Annotated in this window: 13 protein-coding genes; all 13 read left to right on the top strand. The window is 54.2% G+C overall.

What is annotated here, in order from left to right; all coding sequences use genetic code 11:
• Window positions 1–5: 5 nt before the first annotated feature.
• The 13 genes from pelF (at window position 6) to M6D81_RS18920 (ending at window position 16,820) form a co-directional block, all read left to right on the top strand.
• Window positions 6–1,454: a GT4 family glycosyltransferase PelF gene (gene pelF / locus M6D81_RS18980; RefSeq protein WP_262678514.1), complete on the top strand. Its 1,449-nt coding sequence runs from the start codon at window positions 6–8 to the stop codon at window positions 1,452–1,454.
• Complete coding sequence (gene pelG, locus M6D81_RS18975) at window positions 1,430–4,546, top strand: exopolysaccharide Pel transporter PelG (protein WP_262678513.1); 3,117 nt, start codon at window positions 1,430–1,432, stop codon at window positions 4,544–4,546. The genes pelF and pelG overlap by 25 nt, the downstream gene beginning before the upstream one ends.
• Before the next feature lies 1 nt (window position 4,547).
• A complete protein-coding gene (locus M6D81_RS18970) occupies window positions 4,548–5,258 on the top strand; it encodes a polyphosphate polymerase domain-containing protein (protein WP_262678512.1) in 711 nt (236 codons plus the stop codon).
• Window positions 5,259–5,274: 16 nt separating this feature from the next.
• On the top strand, window positions 5,275–5,955 hold the full coding sequence (locus M6D81_RS18965) for a DUF4956 domain-containing protein (RefSeq protein WP_262678511.1): 681 nt from the start codon (window positions 5,275–5,277) through the stop codon (window positions 5,953–5,955).
• Between the two features lie 176 nt (window positions 5,956–6,131).
• The gene (locus tag M6D81_RS18960; RefSeq protein ID WP_262678510.1) at window positions 6,132–6,857 is read left to right on the top strand and encodes a vWA domain-containing protein; all 726 of its coding nucleotides are present in this window, start codon (window positions 6,132–6,134) and stop codon (window positions 6,855–6,857) included.
• The gene (locus M6D81_RS18955; protein WP_262678509.1) at window positions 6,841–7,767 is read left to right on the top strand and encodes a serine/threonine protein kinase; all 927 of its coding nucleotides are present in this window, start codon (window positions 6,841–6,843) and stop codon (window positions 7,765–7,767) included. Before M6D81_RS18960 ends, M6D81_RS18955 begins: the two co-directional genes overlap by 17 nt.
• 26 nt (window positions 7,768–7,793) lie before the next feature.
• On the top strand, window positions 7,794–9,218 hold the full coding sequence (gene tilS, locus M6D81_RS18950) for a tRNA lysidine(34) synthetase TilS (protein ID WP_262678508.1): 1,425 nt from the start codon (window positions 7,794–7,796) through the stop codon (window positions 9,216–9,218).
• A gap of 50 nt (window positions 9,219–9,268) precedes the next feature.
• Window positions 9,269–9,808 carry a hypoxanthine phosphoribosyltransferase gene (gene hpt, locus M6D81_RS18945; RefSeq protein WP_262678506.1) on the top strand — a complete coding sequence of 180 codons (540 nt, stop codon included), beginning with the start codon at window positions 9,269–9,271 and terminating at the stop codon, window positions 9,806–9,808.
• 96 nt (window positions 9,809–9,904) lie between these two features.
• Entirely contained in the window at window positions 9,905–11,923 is a 2,019-nt protein-coding gene (gene ftsH, locus M6D81_RS18940; protein ID WP_262678505.1) for an ATP-dependent zinc metalloprotease FtsH, read from the top strand.
• Between the two features lie 107 nt (window positions 11,924–12,030).
• Window positions 12,031–13,128 carry a BMP family lipoprotein gene (locus tag M6D81_RS18935; protein ID WP_262678504.1) on the top strand — a complete coding sequence of 366 codons (1,098 nt, stop codon included), beginning with the start codon at window positions 12,031–12,033 and terminating at the stop codon, window positions 13,126–13,128.
• Between the two features lie 76 nt (window positions 13,129–13,204).
• Window positions 13,205–14,764: an ABC transporter ATP-binding protein gene (locus tag M6D81_RS18930; protein ID WP_262678503.1), complete on the top strand. Its 1,560-nt coding sequence runs from the start codon at window positions 13,205–13,207 to the stop codon at window positions 14,762–14,764.
• Complete coding sequence (locus tag M6D81_RS18925; protein WP_262678501.1) at window positions 14,764–15,861, top strand: ABC transporter permease; 1,098 nt, start codon at window positions 14,764–14,766, stop codon at window positions 15,859–15,861. The genes M6D81_RS18930 and M6D81_RS18925 overlap by 1 nt, the downstream gene beginning before the upstream one ends.
• Window positions 15,858–16,820, top strand: a complete 963-nt coding sequence (locus M6D81_RS18920; protein ID WP_262678499.1) for an ABC transporter permease — start codon at window positions 15,858–15,860, stop codon at window positions 16,818–16,820. The genes M6D81_RS18925 and M6D81_RS18920 overlap by 4 nt, the downstream gene beginning before the upstream one ends.
• Window positions 16,821–16,884: the final 64 nt, after the last annotated feature.

The raw sequence follows: 16,884 nt of genomic DNA, 5'->3' as shown, positions 1-16,884 counted from the left end.
GAGGCATGAGAATATGCATGATTGCGGAAGGTTCCTATCCCTATATAACAGGTGGCGTGTCCAGCTGGATTCATAATATGGCGAAGCAGATGCCCGAGCATGAATTCATTATTTTCGCCATAGGAGCCCACACGAAGCAGAAGGGGAAGTTCAAGTACGAGCTGCCCCCCAACATCATAGAGGTGAAAGAAACGTTCCTGGACGCTTATCTGAATGAAGAAGGAAAGTGGGGCAAGCGATTCAAGCTGACGCCGGAGCAGCAGAAGGGCATATTGTCTCTGCTTGGCGGTGGCGGCGATAGCGGAGGTGTGAACTGGCCGGACTTGTTCAATCTGCTGCGAAGCAAGAAATTCCGCAATGTCGCCGACTTCCTGACCAGCAAAGACTTCTTCGACTTGCTGGAGGAGCTGTGCCATACCCGCTATCCGCTCGTTCCCTTTACAGAAATGTTCTGGACGGTACGCTCCATGATTCTTCCCCTGTTCCTCGTCATCCGGCAAGACCTGCCTCAGGCCGATATTTATCATAGCGTATCCACGGGATATGCAGGCATCGTGGCTGCTCTGGCCAGACATGTCACCGGCAAGCCGATGCTGCTGACAGAGCACGGCATCTACTCCCGCGAACGGGAGGAGGAGATTATAAAGGCCGATTGGGTGAAGGGTTACTTCAAGGATATGTGGATCCAGTACTTCTATCATTTGTCGGCCGGGGCTTATGCATCCGCGGATGCAGTTACAACCTTGTTCCATCGCAATAAAGAGATTCAGATCGAGCTTGGCTGCGAAGCAGACAAGGTCGAGATTATCCCCAATGGCGTCTATACCGAGGATTACTTGAATCTTCCCGCGGCACCCGATGACGGGACGATCCGCATTGGAGCCATAGTGCGCGTCGTACCGATCAAGGATATCAAAACGATGCTGCAGAGCTTCGCGCTCATTAAAGCGGAGGTGCCGGAGGCCGTCTTCTATGTGATGGGCCCGTACGAAGAGGACGAGGAGTACTATGCAGAGTGTCTGCAGCTTGTATCCGCATTGGAATTGCGGGATGTGGAATTTACCGGCTCGGTAAATATCAAGAATTACCTGGGCAAGATGGATCTGCTCATGCTGACGAGCATCAGCGAAGGCCAGCCGCTTGCCATATTGGAAGGGATGGCCGCATCGAAGCCGTTCGTGGCCACGAACGTCGGCAGCTGCAAGGAGCTGCTGGAAGGGCTTGACGACGGCATTGGCAAGGCAGGTGCAGTTGCGCCGGTCATGCATTATGAAGCGATCGCAAGAGAGACGATCGGGCTGTGCAGGGATGAGAAGCTTCGCCGGGAGATGGGGCGCCATGCATTCCAGCGGGTTGAACGCCATTACCGGCAGGCGGATGTCATCACGCGATATCGCAAGCTTTATGCAGCGTTGGGAGGAGGAGAGCCATGGCGGGCATTGGGTTCGAATTAAGGAAGCTGTTCCGCAAAGAAGGTCTGATAAACAATGTGAAGGCATATGCGTACTCCTCCCTGACGACTGTCGGGCCTATGATCCTGTGCATGGGCTTGATTATGGGGCTGCAGTTCATCATGTCCCATGATAATGAAAGCTATATCGAATGGGAGCTGTACGTAGCCACTGTAGCCTATTGCTTCGTATTCTCGATCGTCTTCACCTGCGGCATCTCCATGGTGCTCACCCGTTATGTGGCGGATATGATGTACCAGAAGAAATACGACCGGCTAATGTCCTCTTTCTATGGCGCATTATTCATTATGCTGCCGCTTGGAGGGCTGGTGGCCTGGCTGTTCCTGAGAGGAGTTGCCGCCGATCCGCTGTACAAGCTGGCCGCCTACTTATTCTTCATGGAGATGATCGTCATCTGGCTGCAGGGCATCTATCTGTCTGCTCTGAAGGATTATATCCGTATTGTGAGAGGCTTCACGATTGGCGTGGCGGCAGCCATGCTGAGCGGCTGGCTGCTGTTCAAGTATACCGATTTGCAAGAGACGACAGCGGCCATTCTGGGACTGGATATCGGCTTTTTTATCATTGGAGCGCTGTCGCTTTACCATTTCGAGGAGAAATTCCCCAAGGCTCGAAGCGCGTATTTTTTTGATTTCCTCCATTACTTTAGAAAGTATGCTTCGCTCTTTTTTGCCGGCACGTTCGTATATTCCGGTATATATTTGCACAATTTCGTATATTGGTGGGGACCCAGCGGTGTCGAAGTGGCGGACAGGTTCAGAGTGCTGCCTTTCTACGATGTCGCCACCTTTTATGCGTTTATAACCGTTATGCCTACGCTCGTTACCTTTGTCGTATCGGTGGAGACTTCCTTTTACGAGAAGCTTCGCTCTTATTACTTGAATATTTTGCAAGGAGGCACGATACAGGATATCGCTTCCGCAAAGCAAAAAATGCAAGATACTTTATTGAGGGAAATTTTATTTATGATGGAAGTACAATTGCTGTTTACCGTGTTGTCTTTGGCTCTTGGCCTCAAGTTTCTGCCGATGATCGGCTTTACGATGTCGCAGCTCGATCTGTTCATCATCCTTGTATTGTCTTACTTCATGTTTATTATGATGTTTGTGCTGACGCATGTGCTGATGTACTTCGATGATCGCAAAGGCGTCGTCGCGATAAGCGGACTGTTCGTCCTGCTTAATGTCGTCTGTTCGATAGGGATGATGAAGCTGCAATATGACGGTCTGGGCATGTTCCTTGCCGCATTCATTACGATTGTTGTCGTCATTGCGAGACTGCTGCATGTGCTTCGCAATATCGATTACTATACATTCTGCTCGCAGCCGATCCATCAGCGTAAGGTAAGGCGGCTGTCGTTCTTCAGCAAGCCCAAGGCGACGGTGGCGGTCGTGCTTGTCATGACGCTGCTGTTGTCCGCATGTACGACGGGGATGGGGGAGAATAGCGGGACTGACTCCGGCGCGACGGAGCCGGATAGCGGCTTGACCCTGCCGGATGTGCCGGTGTCTACTCGATTGATGGAGGACAAGCGTCTGTATGAGCGGGATGAGGACGGATCGCTTAAGACGCTGTACGTGACGATCTTGCCCGACAAGCCTGGCGAGGAGCCACTGGACTGGTATGGGCTCAACCGGATTCCGGAGGATTCCGACAGGAAGCTGGACGTCATCGTGCAAGAAGGAACGAGTGATAGCGGCGCCCCCGTGTCGGGGATGTTCGGCTACGGCACGGACAAGAGCAATGCTACGATTACACTGCGGGGCAATACAGCCTGGACGAAGCCGCAGAAGTCCTATCGGATCAAGCTGCATGACGAGGCGGGCTTATGGCTTGGACAGCGGACGCTGAACTTGAACAAGCATATAGACGATCTGACCAGGATACGCAACAAGCTGAGCTTCGATCTGTTCGAATCTATACCAAATATAACCAGTCTGCGCACGCAATTTATTCATATGTACGTCAAGGATCTGTCGAATGGGGCGGCCAATGCGAATTATGAGGACTACGGACTGTATACGCATGTGGAGCAGCCGAACAAGCGCTTCTTGAAATCGCATATGTTAGATCCTAACGGTTACTTATATAAAGCGAAGTTCTTCGAATTCCATCGTTATGAGGAATCCATCAAGCCTCATGACGACCCGACATACAGCAGAGAGGCATTCGAGACCAAGCTGGAAATCAAAGGTCGCGAGGAGCATGGTAAGCTAATCCAGATGCTGAATGATGTCAACGACAAGAGCATCCCGATCGAGGAAGTGATGGAGAAGCACTTTGATCTCGACAACTTCCTGACGTGGACGGCCGCTACGATGCTGATGGACAATATGGATACCGATGCCCATAACTTCTATCTCTATTCTCCGCTTAATTCCGACAAGTGGTACTTCCTCCCTTGGGATTATGACGGGGGCTGGGAGCTGCAGCGGATTCGCCATTATATTCGTCCCTACCAGAACGGAATAAGCAACTACTGGGGAACGGAGATGCATAACCGCTACTTCCGCAATCCGGCGCATGTCCAGCAGCTGGAGGACAAGCTGGAGGAGCTGTATGCGAATTATATCAATGAGGAGACCGTCACCGAGCTGATCGACAAATATATGAATATCGTGGAGCCATTCGTGCACAGAGATCCCGATATCCGCTATTTGCCCGACAAGCTTGAGGAAGTCAAGGAAGAGCTCCGTATGCTGAAATATACGCCGATGACCTCATTACAACGGTTCAAGGAGGATCTGGAGAAGCCGAAGCCATTCTACCAGCATGAAGTCGTTCAGCGGCAAGGCGGGAAGATGACATTCGGTTGGAACATCTCCTTCGATCTTCAGGGAGATGCGTTGGTATATGATGTAATGATTGCCAAGGACCCGCTGCTCACCGACATTGTGCTCGCCGAGAAGAATGTGAAGGAGAACCACTTGACGATAGATGCTCTGCCGCGCGGCATTTATTATTGGAGGGTGATTGCTCGAGACAGCAACGGGAATGAGCAACAGTCCTTCGATTTCTACGAGGACAGCGAAGCCCATATCTATCCGGGCATGCTGAGATTAGAGGTGGAATAGCATGTTGTACCGCGGACGCAAGCTTCGGACGGAGCACAAATACTATCTGCATATTCATGATTATGCGACTGTCAGCCACCGCGTATCGTCCTTGCTGCGGATGGACCCTCACTCCATAAGCGAGGAGGGGTACAATATTCGCAGTCTCTACTTCGACGGCCCTCATGCCCACTCGCTGCATGACAAGAACAACGGCATATTCAAGCGGGACAAGTACCGCATCCGCATCTACAACGGAAGCGATGCCGTTATCTCGGTAGAGCGCAAGAGCAAATTCGGAGAATATGTGTGCAAGGAATCCGCCCGCATCTCGCTTGCGGAATATGAGGATATATTGGCAGGTGAATATGACTGCCTGGCTGATAAAGAAACGATGCTGTTGCGAGAGTTCCACGCAGCGCTAGCCTATCGGGCGTTCCGCCCGGTCGTTATTGTCGATTATTGGCGAGAGGCTTATATATACGAGCATGGCAATGTGCGCATAACCTTTGACAAGAAGCTGTCGGCCGGCGTGAATACGATCGATTTGTTCGATCCCAATCTCGTGCTGGAAGAGGTCATCCCCGTACCTCAGACCATAATGGAAGTGAAGTTCGATGCTTATTTTCCCGACCATGTGCGCAAGCTGGTCAATCCGACAAGCCATATTCGATCTTCTATATCCAAATACGTGCTGTGCCGTGAAGTCGGAATCAAGCATTTTAAAGAATAGAGGTTGGTAGACAGTTATGGGAGAATCATTAAACTTTCAAGACATTATCAAGAAGAGTGCGTTGCATCTGGATGCCTTCCGCAGCGTGTCGTATATCGATATGGCGCTCGGCCTGCTGTGCGCGTTCTTGATCGGACTGTTCATCTATTGGATCTATCGGAGAACGTTCCGGGGCGTCGTATACAGCTATAATTACAATGTGTCGTTCGTATTGATGACGATGATTACGGCGCTCATCATTATGACCATCAGCACGAACATCGTTCTCTCGCTCGGTATGGTCGGCGCACTCAGCATCGTGCGGTTCAGAACGGCGGTGAAGGACCCGCTGGATATTGTATATATGTTCTGGGCGATCTCGGCCGGCATAGCAAGCGGGGCGAAGATGTATCCGCTGGCGCTGGGGGGCTCGCTCGTCATCGGGCTTGTGCTGACTTGGCTGTCGAAGCGCAAGCTGAGGGAGCAAGCGTATCTGCTTATTGTCCGGCATACGGACGAAGCGGTGTACGAGCTGCGCGTCGAGCTGCGCAAGCTGGATGGCAAGCTGAAGTCGAAGACGGTTCGCAAGGGCTTCACGGAGCTGACAATCGAGATCATGCTGCGCGACGACAACACGGCCTTCGTGAACAAGCTTAGCGCGATGGAAGGCGTTCAGGATGTATCCCTTATCAACTATACAGGAGATTATGCGCAGTAATTCCGTTATTCCCAGCCCCAGCGCGCCGTGAACAGGCGCTGGGGCATTTTGCTTTACCGTGCTATAATAGGACTGCCTCGTTTATCTCTCAGGAAATGGGTAAAGCTGATAGAAAGGCTTTATATTAATTGCGCATGCGTGAAGCAGATTCATGCGCGGCGGAGGGATAACGTAGAATGAGGCAAATACTATTAATTACAGACGGCTGCTCCAATGTAGGGATGAGTCCTGTTATTGCGGCAGCCCATGCCAAGTCCGAAGGCATCACCGTCAACGTAGTAGGGGTGCTGGATCAGGGGGATATAGGAGAGCTGGGCGCTGCGGAAATCGCCGAAATCGCCAAAGCTGGCGGTGGATTAAGCCGAATAGCCCATACGAGGCAGCTGTCGCACACGGTTCAGATGATGACGCGCAAGACAGTTGTGCAGAGCATACAACTTGCTGTTCAGAAGGAATTGAAGCAAGTGCTGGGCAATGAATCTATCGAAGCGCTGCCGCCTGAGAAGCGCGGCGAGGTCGTAAGAGTGATGGACGAGTTGTCCGAGACCTCATCATTGCAGGTGGCGCTTCTTATCGACGCGAGCGCCAGCATGAAGCCCAAGCTTGCGGCTGTGGAGGAAGCAATCCGCGACTTGATGCTGAGCCTGCAGGCCAGGCAAGGGCGGAGCGAGATTGCCGTATTCCACTTCCCCGCGTCCCGGCACGGGGAAGACTGCGTGCTGGATCTCGGCTGGACAGATCACCTGAATGGGGTACACAGCATATTGCCCAAGCTGCATATGAGCGGAACAACGCCAACGGGTCCGGCCTTGATGCATGTCATTGCTTATTGGCAGCAAGGCGGAAGCGGCCGGCCGATTAGGCACGAAACGGATGGGATGATGGGTGACTACGTCGTTTAAAGTAGACCTGAGGCGCGACAGCGTCGTGATTGGCAAGTGGAAGGGCACGAAGTATCGCGTTGAGCGGCTGCTGGGAGAAGGAGCCAATGGCAAGGTGTATCTGGTTCAGCGGGATACGGAGTGGCTGGCGCTCAAGGTCGGGGCCGACTCTATTGATCTGCAATCGGAAATCAATGTGCTCCATTCGCTTGCCCGCGCCAAGAGGCGGGGAGCGGAGGCATTCCTGCACGATGTGGACGATTGGCAGGCGCCGGACGGATCAGAATATCCCTTCTATACTATGAAATATATTAGAGGAACCACGTTATCGGCTTATCTGCAGCGATTCGGCCAGGAGTGGTTCCCGCTTACGGCCTATAACTTGCTGAAGAAGCTGGCGGAGCTTCATGCGTCCGGCTGGATATTCGGCGACTTGAAGGTAGAGAATGTGATGGTGTCGGATTACGGCTATGTGGAGCTGGTAGATTTCGGAGGCGCTACAGCGGCAGGCAAGAGCGTACGCCAGTTCACGGAAATCTATGATCGCGGCTACTGGAATGAAGGCCCGCGGTCGGCTGACTATCAATATGATCTGTTCTCGTTCGCCGTGTTGTGCATCCAGCTGCATGAGCCGAAGCGGCTTCATGCGCTGAGCAAGAGCTTGCTGCCGCAGAACCGGTCTGCGGATGATCTGATGGGCATCGTGGACCATTGCCCGGCGCTCAGACCACTGTCGGCATGGCTGAGGCGAGCGCTTACGGGGCGGTTCCGGCACGCCGGAGAGGCGGCGGAAGCATGGCGCCAGCTTATGCACCGCAAGCGAATTCTGCACCGCTCCACCGTCACGCCCGGCTGGCTGAAGGGGCTCGCCGCGGTATCCAGTGTGCTGTTGGCCGTATCGCTGTACTGGCTGCTGCGGAATGTGATGTAGGCAAGAAGCGAAAGGCGGGGAACCACATGGGCATACATACTGAGATGGTCAAGGAATCGCTGCGGAACGGCTTATGGCGGGAAGGGGACAGCATCGTTGTGGCGGTATCCGGCGGACCGGATTCTATGGCTCTGCTGCATATGCTTCACCGGGCTTCGTCGGCATGCGGGCTGCAGATCGTGGCGGCACATGTCAATCACGGCTTCCGGGAAGAATCTGCAGCGGAGCTGAAGGTTGTGCGCGCATATGCGGCACAGCTGGGGGTGCCCTGCGAGACGGCGGAGCTGGAGCTGCGTGAATATATAGCAGACAACCGCCTGAATCTGCAGGCTGCAGCCCGCGAGAAGCGTTACCAGTTCCTGCATGAGACGGCAAGCCGTCATGATGCGGCCTGCATTGCGCTGGCGCATCATGCGGACGATCAGGCGGAGACGGTCATGATGCGCATCATTCGCGGTGCGGGGCTGACGGGATTGGCGGCCATGAGCATGAAGCGCAAGGAAAAAAACGTGGAACTTATCCGTCCTCTTCTGCGTATGTACAAGTCGGACCTGATTGCCTATTGCGAGGACAACGCTGTGCCGTACTGTACGGACAGCAGCAATGCGGAGAGGTATTACTTCCGCAATACAGTCCGGTTGGATATATTGCCGTTCCTGACAGCGTACAATCCTCAGCTGTCCCAATCGCTTGTCCGGCTGGCGGATGTAGCGGGCGAAGAGGACGACTGGATGGAGAGCCAGGCGAAGAAGTGGTTCCAATCCCATGTGCAATGTCGGGAGGCGGAATGCCGCTTGAACAGCAAGGCGTTCGAACGGCTCCATGTCGCTTTACAAAGGAGAATGATTAAACTAATATTAAGATATCTTTCGCCTGATACCGATCACATCTCGTTCGACAGCGTCGAGAAGATGCGGCATGCGGCGCTTGGCGAAGCAGGTTCGACCTGGCGGATGGATGCCGGTGCGGGTATCCGTTGTATGCTCGAATATGGCACGATGAGATGGATTCGAGAGGACGGATATTGTGGCGAGCAGCGCACTTCGGAAGAAGGGTTCAGCTTCGTTATTGACAGAGCCGATATCGAAGGCGTCGTTCGGACGCCGGGCTGGCGTCTGTCATTCACGCTGAAGCCAATGTCTTCAGACGGGTCATGTATGCCGAAGTCCCGTCATGAGGCCTGCTTCGATGCAGATTGTCTGGCTTGGCCGCTGCAGGTGCGCAATCGCAAGCAGGGGGATCGAATTCAGGTTTTAGGGTTAAATGGATCGAAAAAAGTGCAAGATATGTTCGTTGACGAGAAAATTCCGCCATCGGAGCGTGAACGGTATCCTTTATTGACAGATGCGGAGGACGCATTGCTATGGGTTCCGGGCATTCGAAGGTCCGGACTAGCGCTGGCGCAAAGCGGTATGAAGCTGGCGTTATTCGTAGCAGCGGACAAGGAATAGCGGCAAGACGACATTCATAACATAGTTAAAGGTGTAGGGGGACTTTGGTTTTGCAGAACGATATTAAAGAAGTATTATACAGCGAAGCGCAAATTCAAGCGAAAGTGAAGGAGCTTGGCGACCAGCTCAGCGTCGACTTCGAGGGACGCAATCCGCTTGTCATCTGTGTGTTGAAGGGTGCCTTCATCTTCATGTCCGATCTGGTCAAGGCAATAGCGGTGCCGCTGGAAATCGACTTCATGGCGGTGTCCAGCTACGGTCAATCGACCAAGTCTTCCGGCGTGGTCAAGATCATGAAGGATCTGGATGTGTCCGTAGAGGGGCGCGACGTGCTGATTGTCGAGGATATTATCGACAGCGGCTTGACGCTCAGCTACCTGATCGATGTGCTGGAGCATCGCAACGCGAAGTCCGTAACCGTCGTTACGCTGTTCGACAAGCCGGCGCGGCGCACGGTAGATCTTCAACCGGATTACAAGGGCTTCACGCTGCCCGATGAATTCGTCGTGGGCTACGGGCTGGACTTCGCGGAGAAATACCGCAACCTGCCGTATATCGGCATACTGAAGCCTCATGTGTATGAGAAATAGACGTTCGGCACGTACATATCCTTCTCGAGCGACTTCTATTGAGATGGAAAGTCATGCTATGGTAAAATGTTTAAAGCGTCTGAGAGGAGGTAGGGGATGAATCGCATCATCCGAAATACTGGGTTTTATTTAATCATCTTTCTGGTTACGGTTGGCATATTCCAATACATTAGCGGATCAGGCGATAATGCCAAATCGTTAAGATACGATGAGCTGGTCAGTGTCATCGAATCCGGTAACGTGAAGGAACTTGTACTGAAGTATGAAGACGAATCCTATGCAGTAAAAGGTAAGTATAAACAAGCTCCTCCAGAGGAGAACGAACGATTCAGCTCGCGGGCCGGCGTAGACTCATTGGCCCAGTTCGAGGAGTGGCGCGAGCAATACGGCTTCGCGCTGGAATACGACAAGATGGACAGGCCGAGCTTCTGGGTGACGTTCCTGACGTCGATCATTCCGTTCATTCTGATCTTCGTGCTGTTCTTCTTCCTGATGAATCAGGCGCAGGGCGGCGGCGGCAAGGTGATGAACTTCGGCAAGAGCCGGGCTCGTCTGTATAACGAAGAGAAGAAGAAAATAACGTTCGAGGACGTAGCAGGAGCCGATGAAGAGAAGCAGGAGCTGGTGGAGGTCGTAGACTTCCTGAAGGACCCGCGCAAGTTCAACACTGTCGGCGCCCGCATTCCGAAGGGGGTACTGCTAGTAGGTCCTCCGGGTACGGGTAAGACGCTTCTGGCAAGAGCGGTTGCCGGTGAGGCTGGAGTGCCGTTCTTCAGCATCTCGGGTTCCGACTTCGTGGAGATGTTCGTCGGCGTCGGCGCTTCCCGCGTAAGGGACTTGTTCGAGAATGCGAAGAAGAACGCTCCGTGTATTATCTTCATTGACGAGATTGACGCTGTAGGACGTCAGCGCGGCGCCGGACTTGGCGGAGGCCATGACGAGCGCGAGCAGACGCTCAACCAGTTGCTTGTAGAGATGGACGGATTCGGCGCGAATGAAGGCATTATTATTATCGCTGCGACGAACCGTGCAGATATTCTAGACCCCGCATTGCTTCGTCCGGGACGCTTCGACCGTCAGATAACGGTAGACCGTCCGGATGTGAAGGGGCGCGAAGCGGTGCTGAAGGTGCACGCCCGCAACAAGCCGCTGACCGGCGATGTGAAGCTGGATGTCATCGCGAAGCGCACGACTGGCTTCAGCGGCGCGGATCTGGAGAACTTGTTGAACGAAGCTGCGCTTCTGGCAGCCCGCCGCAACAAGAAGGAGATCGCCATGAACGATATCGACGATGCTATTGACCGCGTCATTGTCGGTACGGAGAAGAAGAGCCGCGTCATCAGCGATCGCGAGAAGCGCATCGTAGCCTATCACGAAGCGGGTCATACGATTGCAGGCTTCTTCCTGGAGCATGCCGATCAAGTGCATAAGGTGACGATCATTCCGCGCGGACGCGCGGGCGGATATGTCATCATGCTGCCGAAGGAAGACCGCATGCTGGTCACGAAGCAGGAACTGCTCGACAAGGTGACGGGCTTGCTGGCGGGCCGCGTAGCCGAGGAGCTGTATATCGGCGAGATCGGTACCGGCGCATACAGCGACTTCAAGTCGGCGACGGGCATCGTGCGCAGCATGATTATGGAATACGGCATGAGCGACAAGCTTGGCCCGATGCAATTCGGCAACTCGCAAGGCCAGGTATTCTTGGGACGCGATCTCGGCCATGAACAGAACTACTCCGATGCGATCGCTTATGAGATTGATCAGGAGATGCAGAGCATCATCAACGATTGCTACACTCGCGCGAAGAACCTGCTGACAGAGAAGAGCGAAGCGATGCATCTGATCGCGAACACATTGCTGACAGAGGAAACGCTGGAGCTGGAGCAGATCAAGTCGTTGATTGAGACCGGCAAGCTGAACAGTACTGGCGATAAGTCGTCTGGAGACGGCTCGTCGTCTGCAAGCGAACCGAAGACTGAGCCGATTATCGATGAGATCGGCGACGTGAAGGTGCGCATTCAGCCTCGCGATGAAGAGGAAGCTACAGAAGCTTCGGATACCGACAAGACGGATTCCGACTCCAATTCATCCGACGGCACGGATAAGAAGTAAGGAAATAACGTTATCAGCATCCCGCTGCTCCAATATGGAGAGGCGGGATTTTTTTGTGTGCGGTGGGGGATAGTAACGGAAGAGTGAAGAAAAGGAGAGAACACCGCATGAAAACAAAGAAATCAATGTTGAAGCGTATACGCGGAAGCTGGCGCAAGACGTTGCCGCTAATGGCCTTGGTCGTTGTAATATCGCTATCCGGCTGTGGTGTGCAGCAGAAGGAAGAGAGCGGCAACGGCAATGCGGGTCAGTCGAGCGGCAATGAGGGCGCAGTGGAATCTGACAATAGCGGCAAGGATTTTCGTATCGGCATGGTGACGGATGTAGGGGGCGTCAATGACAAATCGTTCAACCAGAGCGCTTGGGAGGCTCTTCAGCGGCTGAACAAGTCGACGAGTGCGTCGACCCGTTTTCTGGAGAGTAAGGGGGAGGCCGACCTGGAGCCGAACTTGAACGATTTCGTCCGGGAAGGATATGACCTCACTTGGGGAATCGGCTATCTCTTCTCCGATGCGCTTGCGAAGGTGGCCAAGGATAATCCCGATGCGAAGCTGGCGGTGGTCGATACGGTTGTAGACGCTCCCAACGTGACATCGGTGACGTTCGCGGAGCACGAAGGCTCCTTTCTGACGGGAGTCGTGGCAGGACTGATGACGAAGAGCGATGGAGTGGGATTCGTCGGCGGCATGGAGATTCCCGTCATTAAGCGCTTCGAAGCCGGCTTCGTGGCCGGAGTGAAGGCGGTTAAGCCCGACCTGAAAGTGGACGTCGTGTATTCCGGCGCATTCGATAAGCCGGATCTCGGCAAGAGCATCGCCGCGACGATGTATAACAAAGGAGTCGATATCATCTTCCATGCTTCAGGCGGCACGGGCAACGGCGTGTTCAATGAAGCGATTGACCGGCGCAAAAGCGGCAAGGAAGTATGGGTAATCGGCGTGGACAAAGATCAGTCGCTGGAATTCGGCGATGAAGTGACGCTGACCTCCATGATGAAGGGAGTGGAAGTGGCGGTCTATAAGGTATCCAAGGATCTGATCGACGGCAAGTGGACAGGCGGCCAGGTGCTGGAGCTGGGCTTGAAGGACGATGCAGTGGGGCTTCCCGATACATCAACTAAAAATGTGCCGCAGGATGTTCTGACGAAGGTGGAGGAATTCAAGCAGAAAATTATTAGCGGCGAAATTAAAGTGCCTACCCAGTAAGCGAGGCGAAAAGGAAGCATTATCATTGTCCCGGGAATGGGCAAGTGCAGCAAGGTAAGAAAGGGGATGCGCTGGTATGGCGGATTTCAGCGAAGAAGTAGTTCGGCTGCAGAGCATTACGAAGCGGTTCGGGGGATTCGTCGCGAACGAATCCATCGATCTGCAGCTTCATCGCGGCGAGATTCATGCTCTGCTCGGCGAGAACGGGGCAGGCAAGTCCACCTTGATGAACATCTTGTTCGGCTTATATCAGCCCGATGAAGGAGACATATGGATTCGCGGACGGAAAACGGTCGTTCATGGCGCCGCCGACGCTATTGCGCTTGGCATAGGTATGGTGCATCAGCACTTCAAGCTTGTGCAGCCGTTCACGGTGGCCGAGAATATCGTGCTGGGCAACGAGCCGCGCCGCGGCATATCGATTCATTACAAGCGGGCCAATGACAACGTGAAGGAGCTCTCGGAGCGATACGGCATGAAAGTCGATCCTGAAGCGGTCATCTCCGATATAACTGTGGGTATGCAGCAGCGCGTTGAAATTCTGAAGACCCTGTATCGGGGCGCCGATATCATTATTCTGGATGAGCCGACAGCCGTGCTGACCGTGCAGGAAATCGACGAGCTTATGCAAATCGTGAAAAATCTGGCTGCGGAAGGCAAATCTATCATCATCATTACCCACAAGCTGCGGGAAGTCATGGCGATTGCCCATACGGTGACGGTGATTCGGAGAGGCAAGATGGTCAAGACGGTGAGAACCGCCGATACCGACGAGCGCCAGCTGGCGGAATTGATGGTAGGCCGCGAAGTGCATATGGAGACAAGGGATAAGGGCGATCGGACGTTCGGAGAAGTTGTATTGGAAGTTCAAGGGCTTCGCATGAAGGGAGAGCAAGGAAGGGATGTGCTGAACGGCATCGGGCTGCAGGTTCGTGCAGGAGAGGTGCTCGGTATAGCCGGAGTGGACGGCAACGGACAGAGCGAGCTGGTATTCGCTATTGCGGGAATGCGGAAGGTCAGCGACGGCAACGTGAAGCTTGGCGGCAAGGACGTGGCGAACGCGACGCCCCGGACGATCTCCCATGCCGGGCTGGGACATATTCCGGAAGACCGGCACAAGCATGGTCTGGTGCTGGACTTCACACTGAGCGAGAATATGATTCTTAATACGTATTATTTGCCACAGTACGGTCAATCGGGATTCATTGACGAGAAGGCGATGAATAAGCTGGCGGAAGCGTTGGTCCGGGAGTTCGATGTTCGTACATCAGGAATAGACGTGCCTGCCAGATCGCTGTCGGGAGGCAATCAGCAGAAGGCGATTATCGCCAGAGAGCTGCATAAAGACCCGGGGCTGATCATTGCGGTACAGCCGACGCGCGGACTGGATATCGGTGCGATTCAATATGTGCACAGCCGTCTGCTGCAGGCGAAGGATGAAGGCAAGGCGATTCTTCTTATTTCGTTCGAGCTGGACGAGCTTTACGCTTTGTCCGATACGATAGTTGTCATGTACGAGGGAAGGCTCGTGGGCGAAGTGGATGCGACGCATCGGGATGACGAGAAGCTGGGCTTGTTGATGTCCGGCCATACCGATCTGTCGAACGGGAAGCTGGAGAAGGGAGGAGCGCACTAATGTCGGATGGGATCAGGAAGATATTTACCCCTTCCTCGCTGCTGGTTCCGCTTGTGTCAATCTTGCTGGGCCTGCTTGTAGGAGCACTTGCCATGCTGGCGGGCGGTTATAATCCGATCGTCGCTTATTCCTCGCTATTTGACCGCATATTCGGCAGCCCGTATCACATGGGCGAAGCGATTCGCGCCATAACGCCCCTTCTGTTCACCGGCATCGCCGTGGCATTCGCCTTTCGGACCGGATTGTTCAATATCGGCGTAGAAGGCCAATTCATTATGGGCATGACGGGAGCGACCATTATCGGCGTAACTATGAAGCTTCCCTGGTATGTGCACGGGCCGCTTGCCGTTGTTGTAGGCGCTCTGTTTGGAGGGTTATGGGCAGGTCTTGTCGGCTATTTGAAAGCGCGGCGCGGCGTGAACGAGGTGATCTCCTCCATAATGCTGAACTGGATCGCCTTGTACTTGGCCAACTATATTGTATCCCGCTATCTGATGGAGCCAGGGCAGCAGAAGTCAAAGCCCATTCACGAATCGGCGCTGATGTCGATAGACTGGCTCGTAGAGCTGATGGATCGTGCGCGCATGCATTGGGGAACTGTAGTCGGACTGTTATGCATTGCGATCTTCTACGTGCTGTTGTGGCGGACGAAGCAAGGCTACGAGCTGCGAGCGGTAGGGCTGAATCCCGATGCTGCACTGTATGCGGGCATGAACGTCAATCGCACCATCTTGAAATCGATGTTCTACAGCGGGGTGTTCGCGGGTCTTGGAGGCGTGTTCGAAGTGCTGGGCGTATTCGGCAACCAGACGATTATGGCGTCATACTGGGGATACGGCTTTGACGGGATTGCCGTGGCGCTGCTGGGAGGGAATTCTCCGATCGGCGTACTGCTTGCGGCGATGCTGTTCGGGGGATTGACGTATGGCTCGGCAGGCATGAGCTTCGGAGCGGGAGTGCCATCGGAGATTGTGCGAATCGTGATTGGTTCCGTCATTTTCTTCGTAGCGGCCCACGGCATTGTCCTGCTGTTAGTGAAGCCGTTTATGTCCGGCAGGGCCAGGGCTGAAAAGAGAAGAGGAGGCAACGCGGCATGAATTTCGTAGACATTGCGGGGCAACTGTTGAACATTACGCTCGTTTTTTCGACTGCGCTTATTTTTGCCGCGCTTGGAGGCATGTACTCCGAGCGATCCGGCGTGATCAATATCGGGCTGGAGGGTCTGATGGTGTCGGGCGCCTTCGCCGCCGCTGTCATGACCGACTATGCTACGAACGCGGGATTCGGCGCTCTGTCGCCTTGGGCTGGCCTAGCGGCTGCCGCGGTGTACGGCGTGCTGTTCTCGTTGCTGCATGCTGTTGCCGCCGTGACGTTCCGTGCGAATCAGACGGTTGTCGGCGTCGTGATCAACATACTGGCTCTTGGCTCCGCCATTTACTTCACTCGCAGCTTGTATAACGAGTCTGCGCAGACAAGGCAGCTGCAGTATGTGTTCGGCAAAATGCCGATCCCCGGACTGTCGGACATTCCGGTTATCGGGGAAGGGTTGTTCAGGGCCTATCCTACAACCTATCTGGCGATTGTGTTAGTAGCCGTCAGCTACGTCGTATTGTACAAGACGCCGTTCGGATTGCGCTTGAGAGCGGTCGGCGAGCATCCCAGCTCGGCGGATACCGTCGGCATCCATGTGGCCAAATACCGTTATATCGGAGTCATGCTAAGCGGTGCGCTGGCCGGGCTTGGCGGAGCGACGATTACGCTGACGACGACCAGCAATTTTGCTCATAATACGATATCGGGGCAAGGCTTTATCGCGCTGGCGGCGCTTATATTCGGCAGATGGAACCCGATAGGCCTTGCAGGAGCTGCGCTCTTCTTCGGCCTTGCGGGTGCGGTTCGCAACTTCGTGCAGCTGTTCGAATTCTCAAGACAGCTGCCGTCAGAACTGTTCTATATGCTGCCTTACGTGCTTACGCTAGTCGTGCTCGCGGCTGCCGCCGGCAGAACGCAAGCTCCTGCCGCGCTGGGACAGCCTTATGATCCTGCAAGGCGGTGACGGGAGCTGCGATCGGGAAATAATGCTATGAAATGCCCTTTCATCCATTGACAGACCTTCCTGC

Source organism: Paenibacillus sp. J5C2022 (genome assembly GCF_025567625.1).
GTDB lineage: Bacteria > Bacillota > Bacilli > Paenibacillales > Paenibacillaceae > Pristimantibacillus.
This window is presented reverse-complemented; position numbering and strand designations above follow the sequence as displayed.

What these genes read in the sequence shown, in the direction of transcription:
- pelF (WP_262678514.1), top strand. Translation starts at nt 6, where the DNA reads ATGAGAATATGCATGATTGCGGAAGGTTCCTATCCCTATATAACAGGT.
- pelG (WP_262678513.1), top strand. Translation starts at nt 1,430, where the DNA reads ATGGCGGGCATTGGGTTCGAATTAAGGAAGCTGTTCCGCAAAGAAGGT.
- M6D81_RS18970 (WP_262678512.1), top strand. Translation starts at nt 4,548, where the DNA reads ATGTTGTACCGCGGACGCAAGCTTCGGACGGAGCACAAATACTATCTG.
- M6D81_RS18965 (WP_262678511.1), top strand. Translation starts at nt 5,275, where the DNA reads ATGGGAGAATCATTAAACTTTCAAGACATTATCAAGAAGAGTGCGTTG.
- M6D81_RS18960 (WP_262678510.1), top strand. Translation starts at nt 6,132, where the DNA reads ATGAGGCAAATACTATTAATTACAGACGGCTGCTCCAATGTAGGGATG.
- tilS (WP_262678508.1), top strand. Translation starts at nt 7,794, where the DNA reads ATGGGCATACATACTGAGATGGTCAAGGAATCGCTGCGGAACGGCTTA.
- ftsH (WP_262678505.1), top strand. Translation starts at nt 9,905, where the DNA reads ATGAATCGCATCATCCGAAATACTGGGTTTTATTTAATCATCTTTCTG.
- M6D81_RS18935 (WP_262678504.1), top strand. Translation starts at nt 12,031, where the DNA reads ATGAAAACAAAGAAATCAATGTTGAAGCGTATACGCGGAAGCTGGCGC.
- M6D81_RS18930 (WP_262678503.1), top strand. Translation starts at nt 13,205, where the DNA reads ATGGCGGATTTCAGCGAAGAAGTAGTTCGGCTGCAGAGCATTACGAAG.
- M6D81_RS18925 (WP_262678501.1), top strand. Translation starts at nt 14,764, where the DNA reads ATGTCGGATGGGATCAGGAAGATATTTACCCCTTCCTCGCTGCTGGTT.
- M6D81_RS18920 (WP_262678499.1), top strand. Translation starts at nt 15,858, where the DNA reads ATGAATTTCGTAGACATTGCGGGGCAACTGTTGAACATTACGCTCGTT.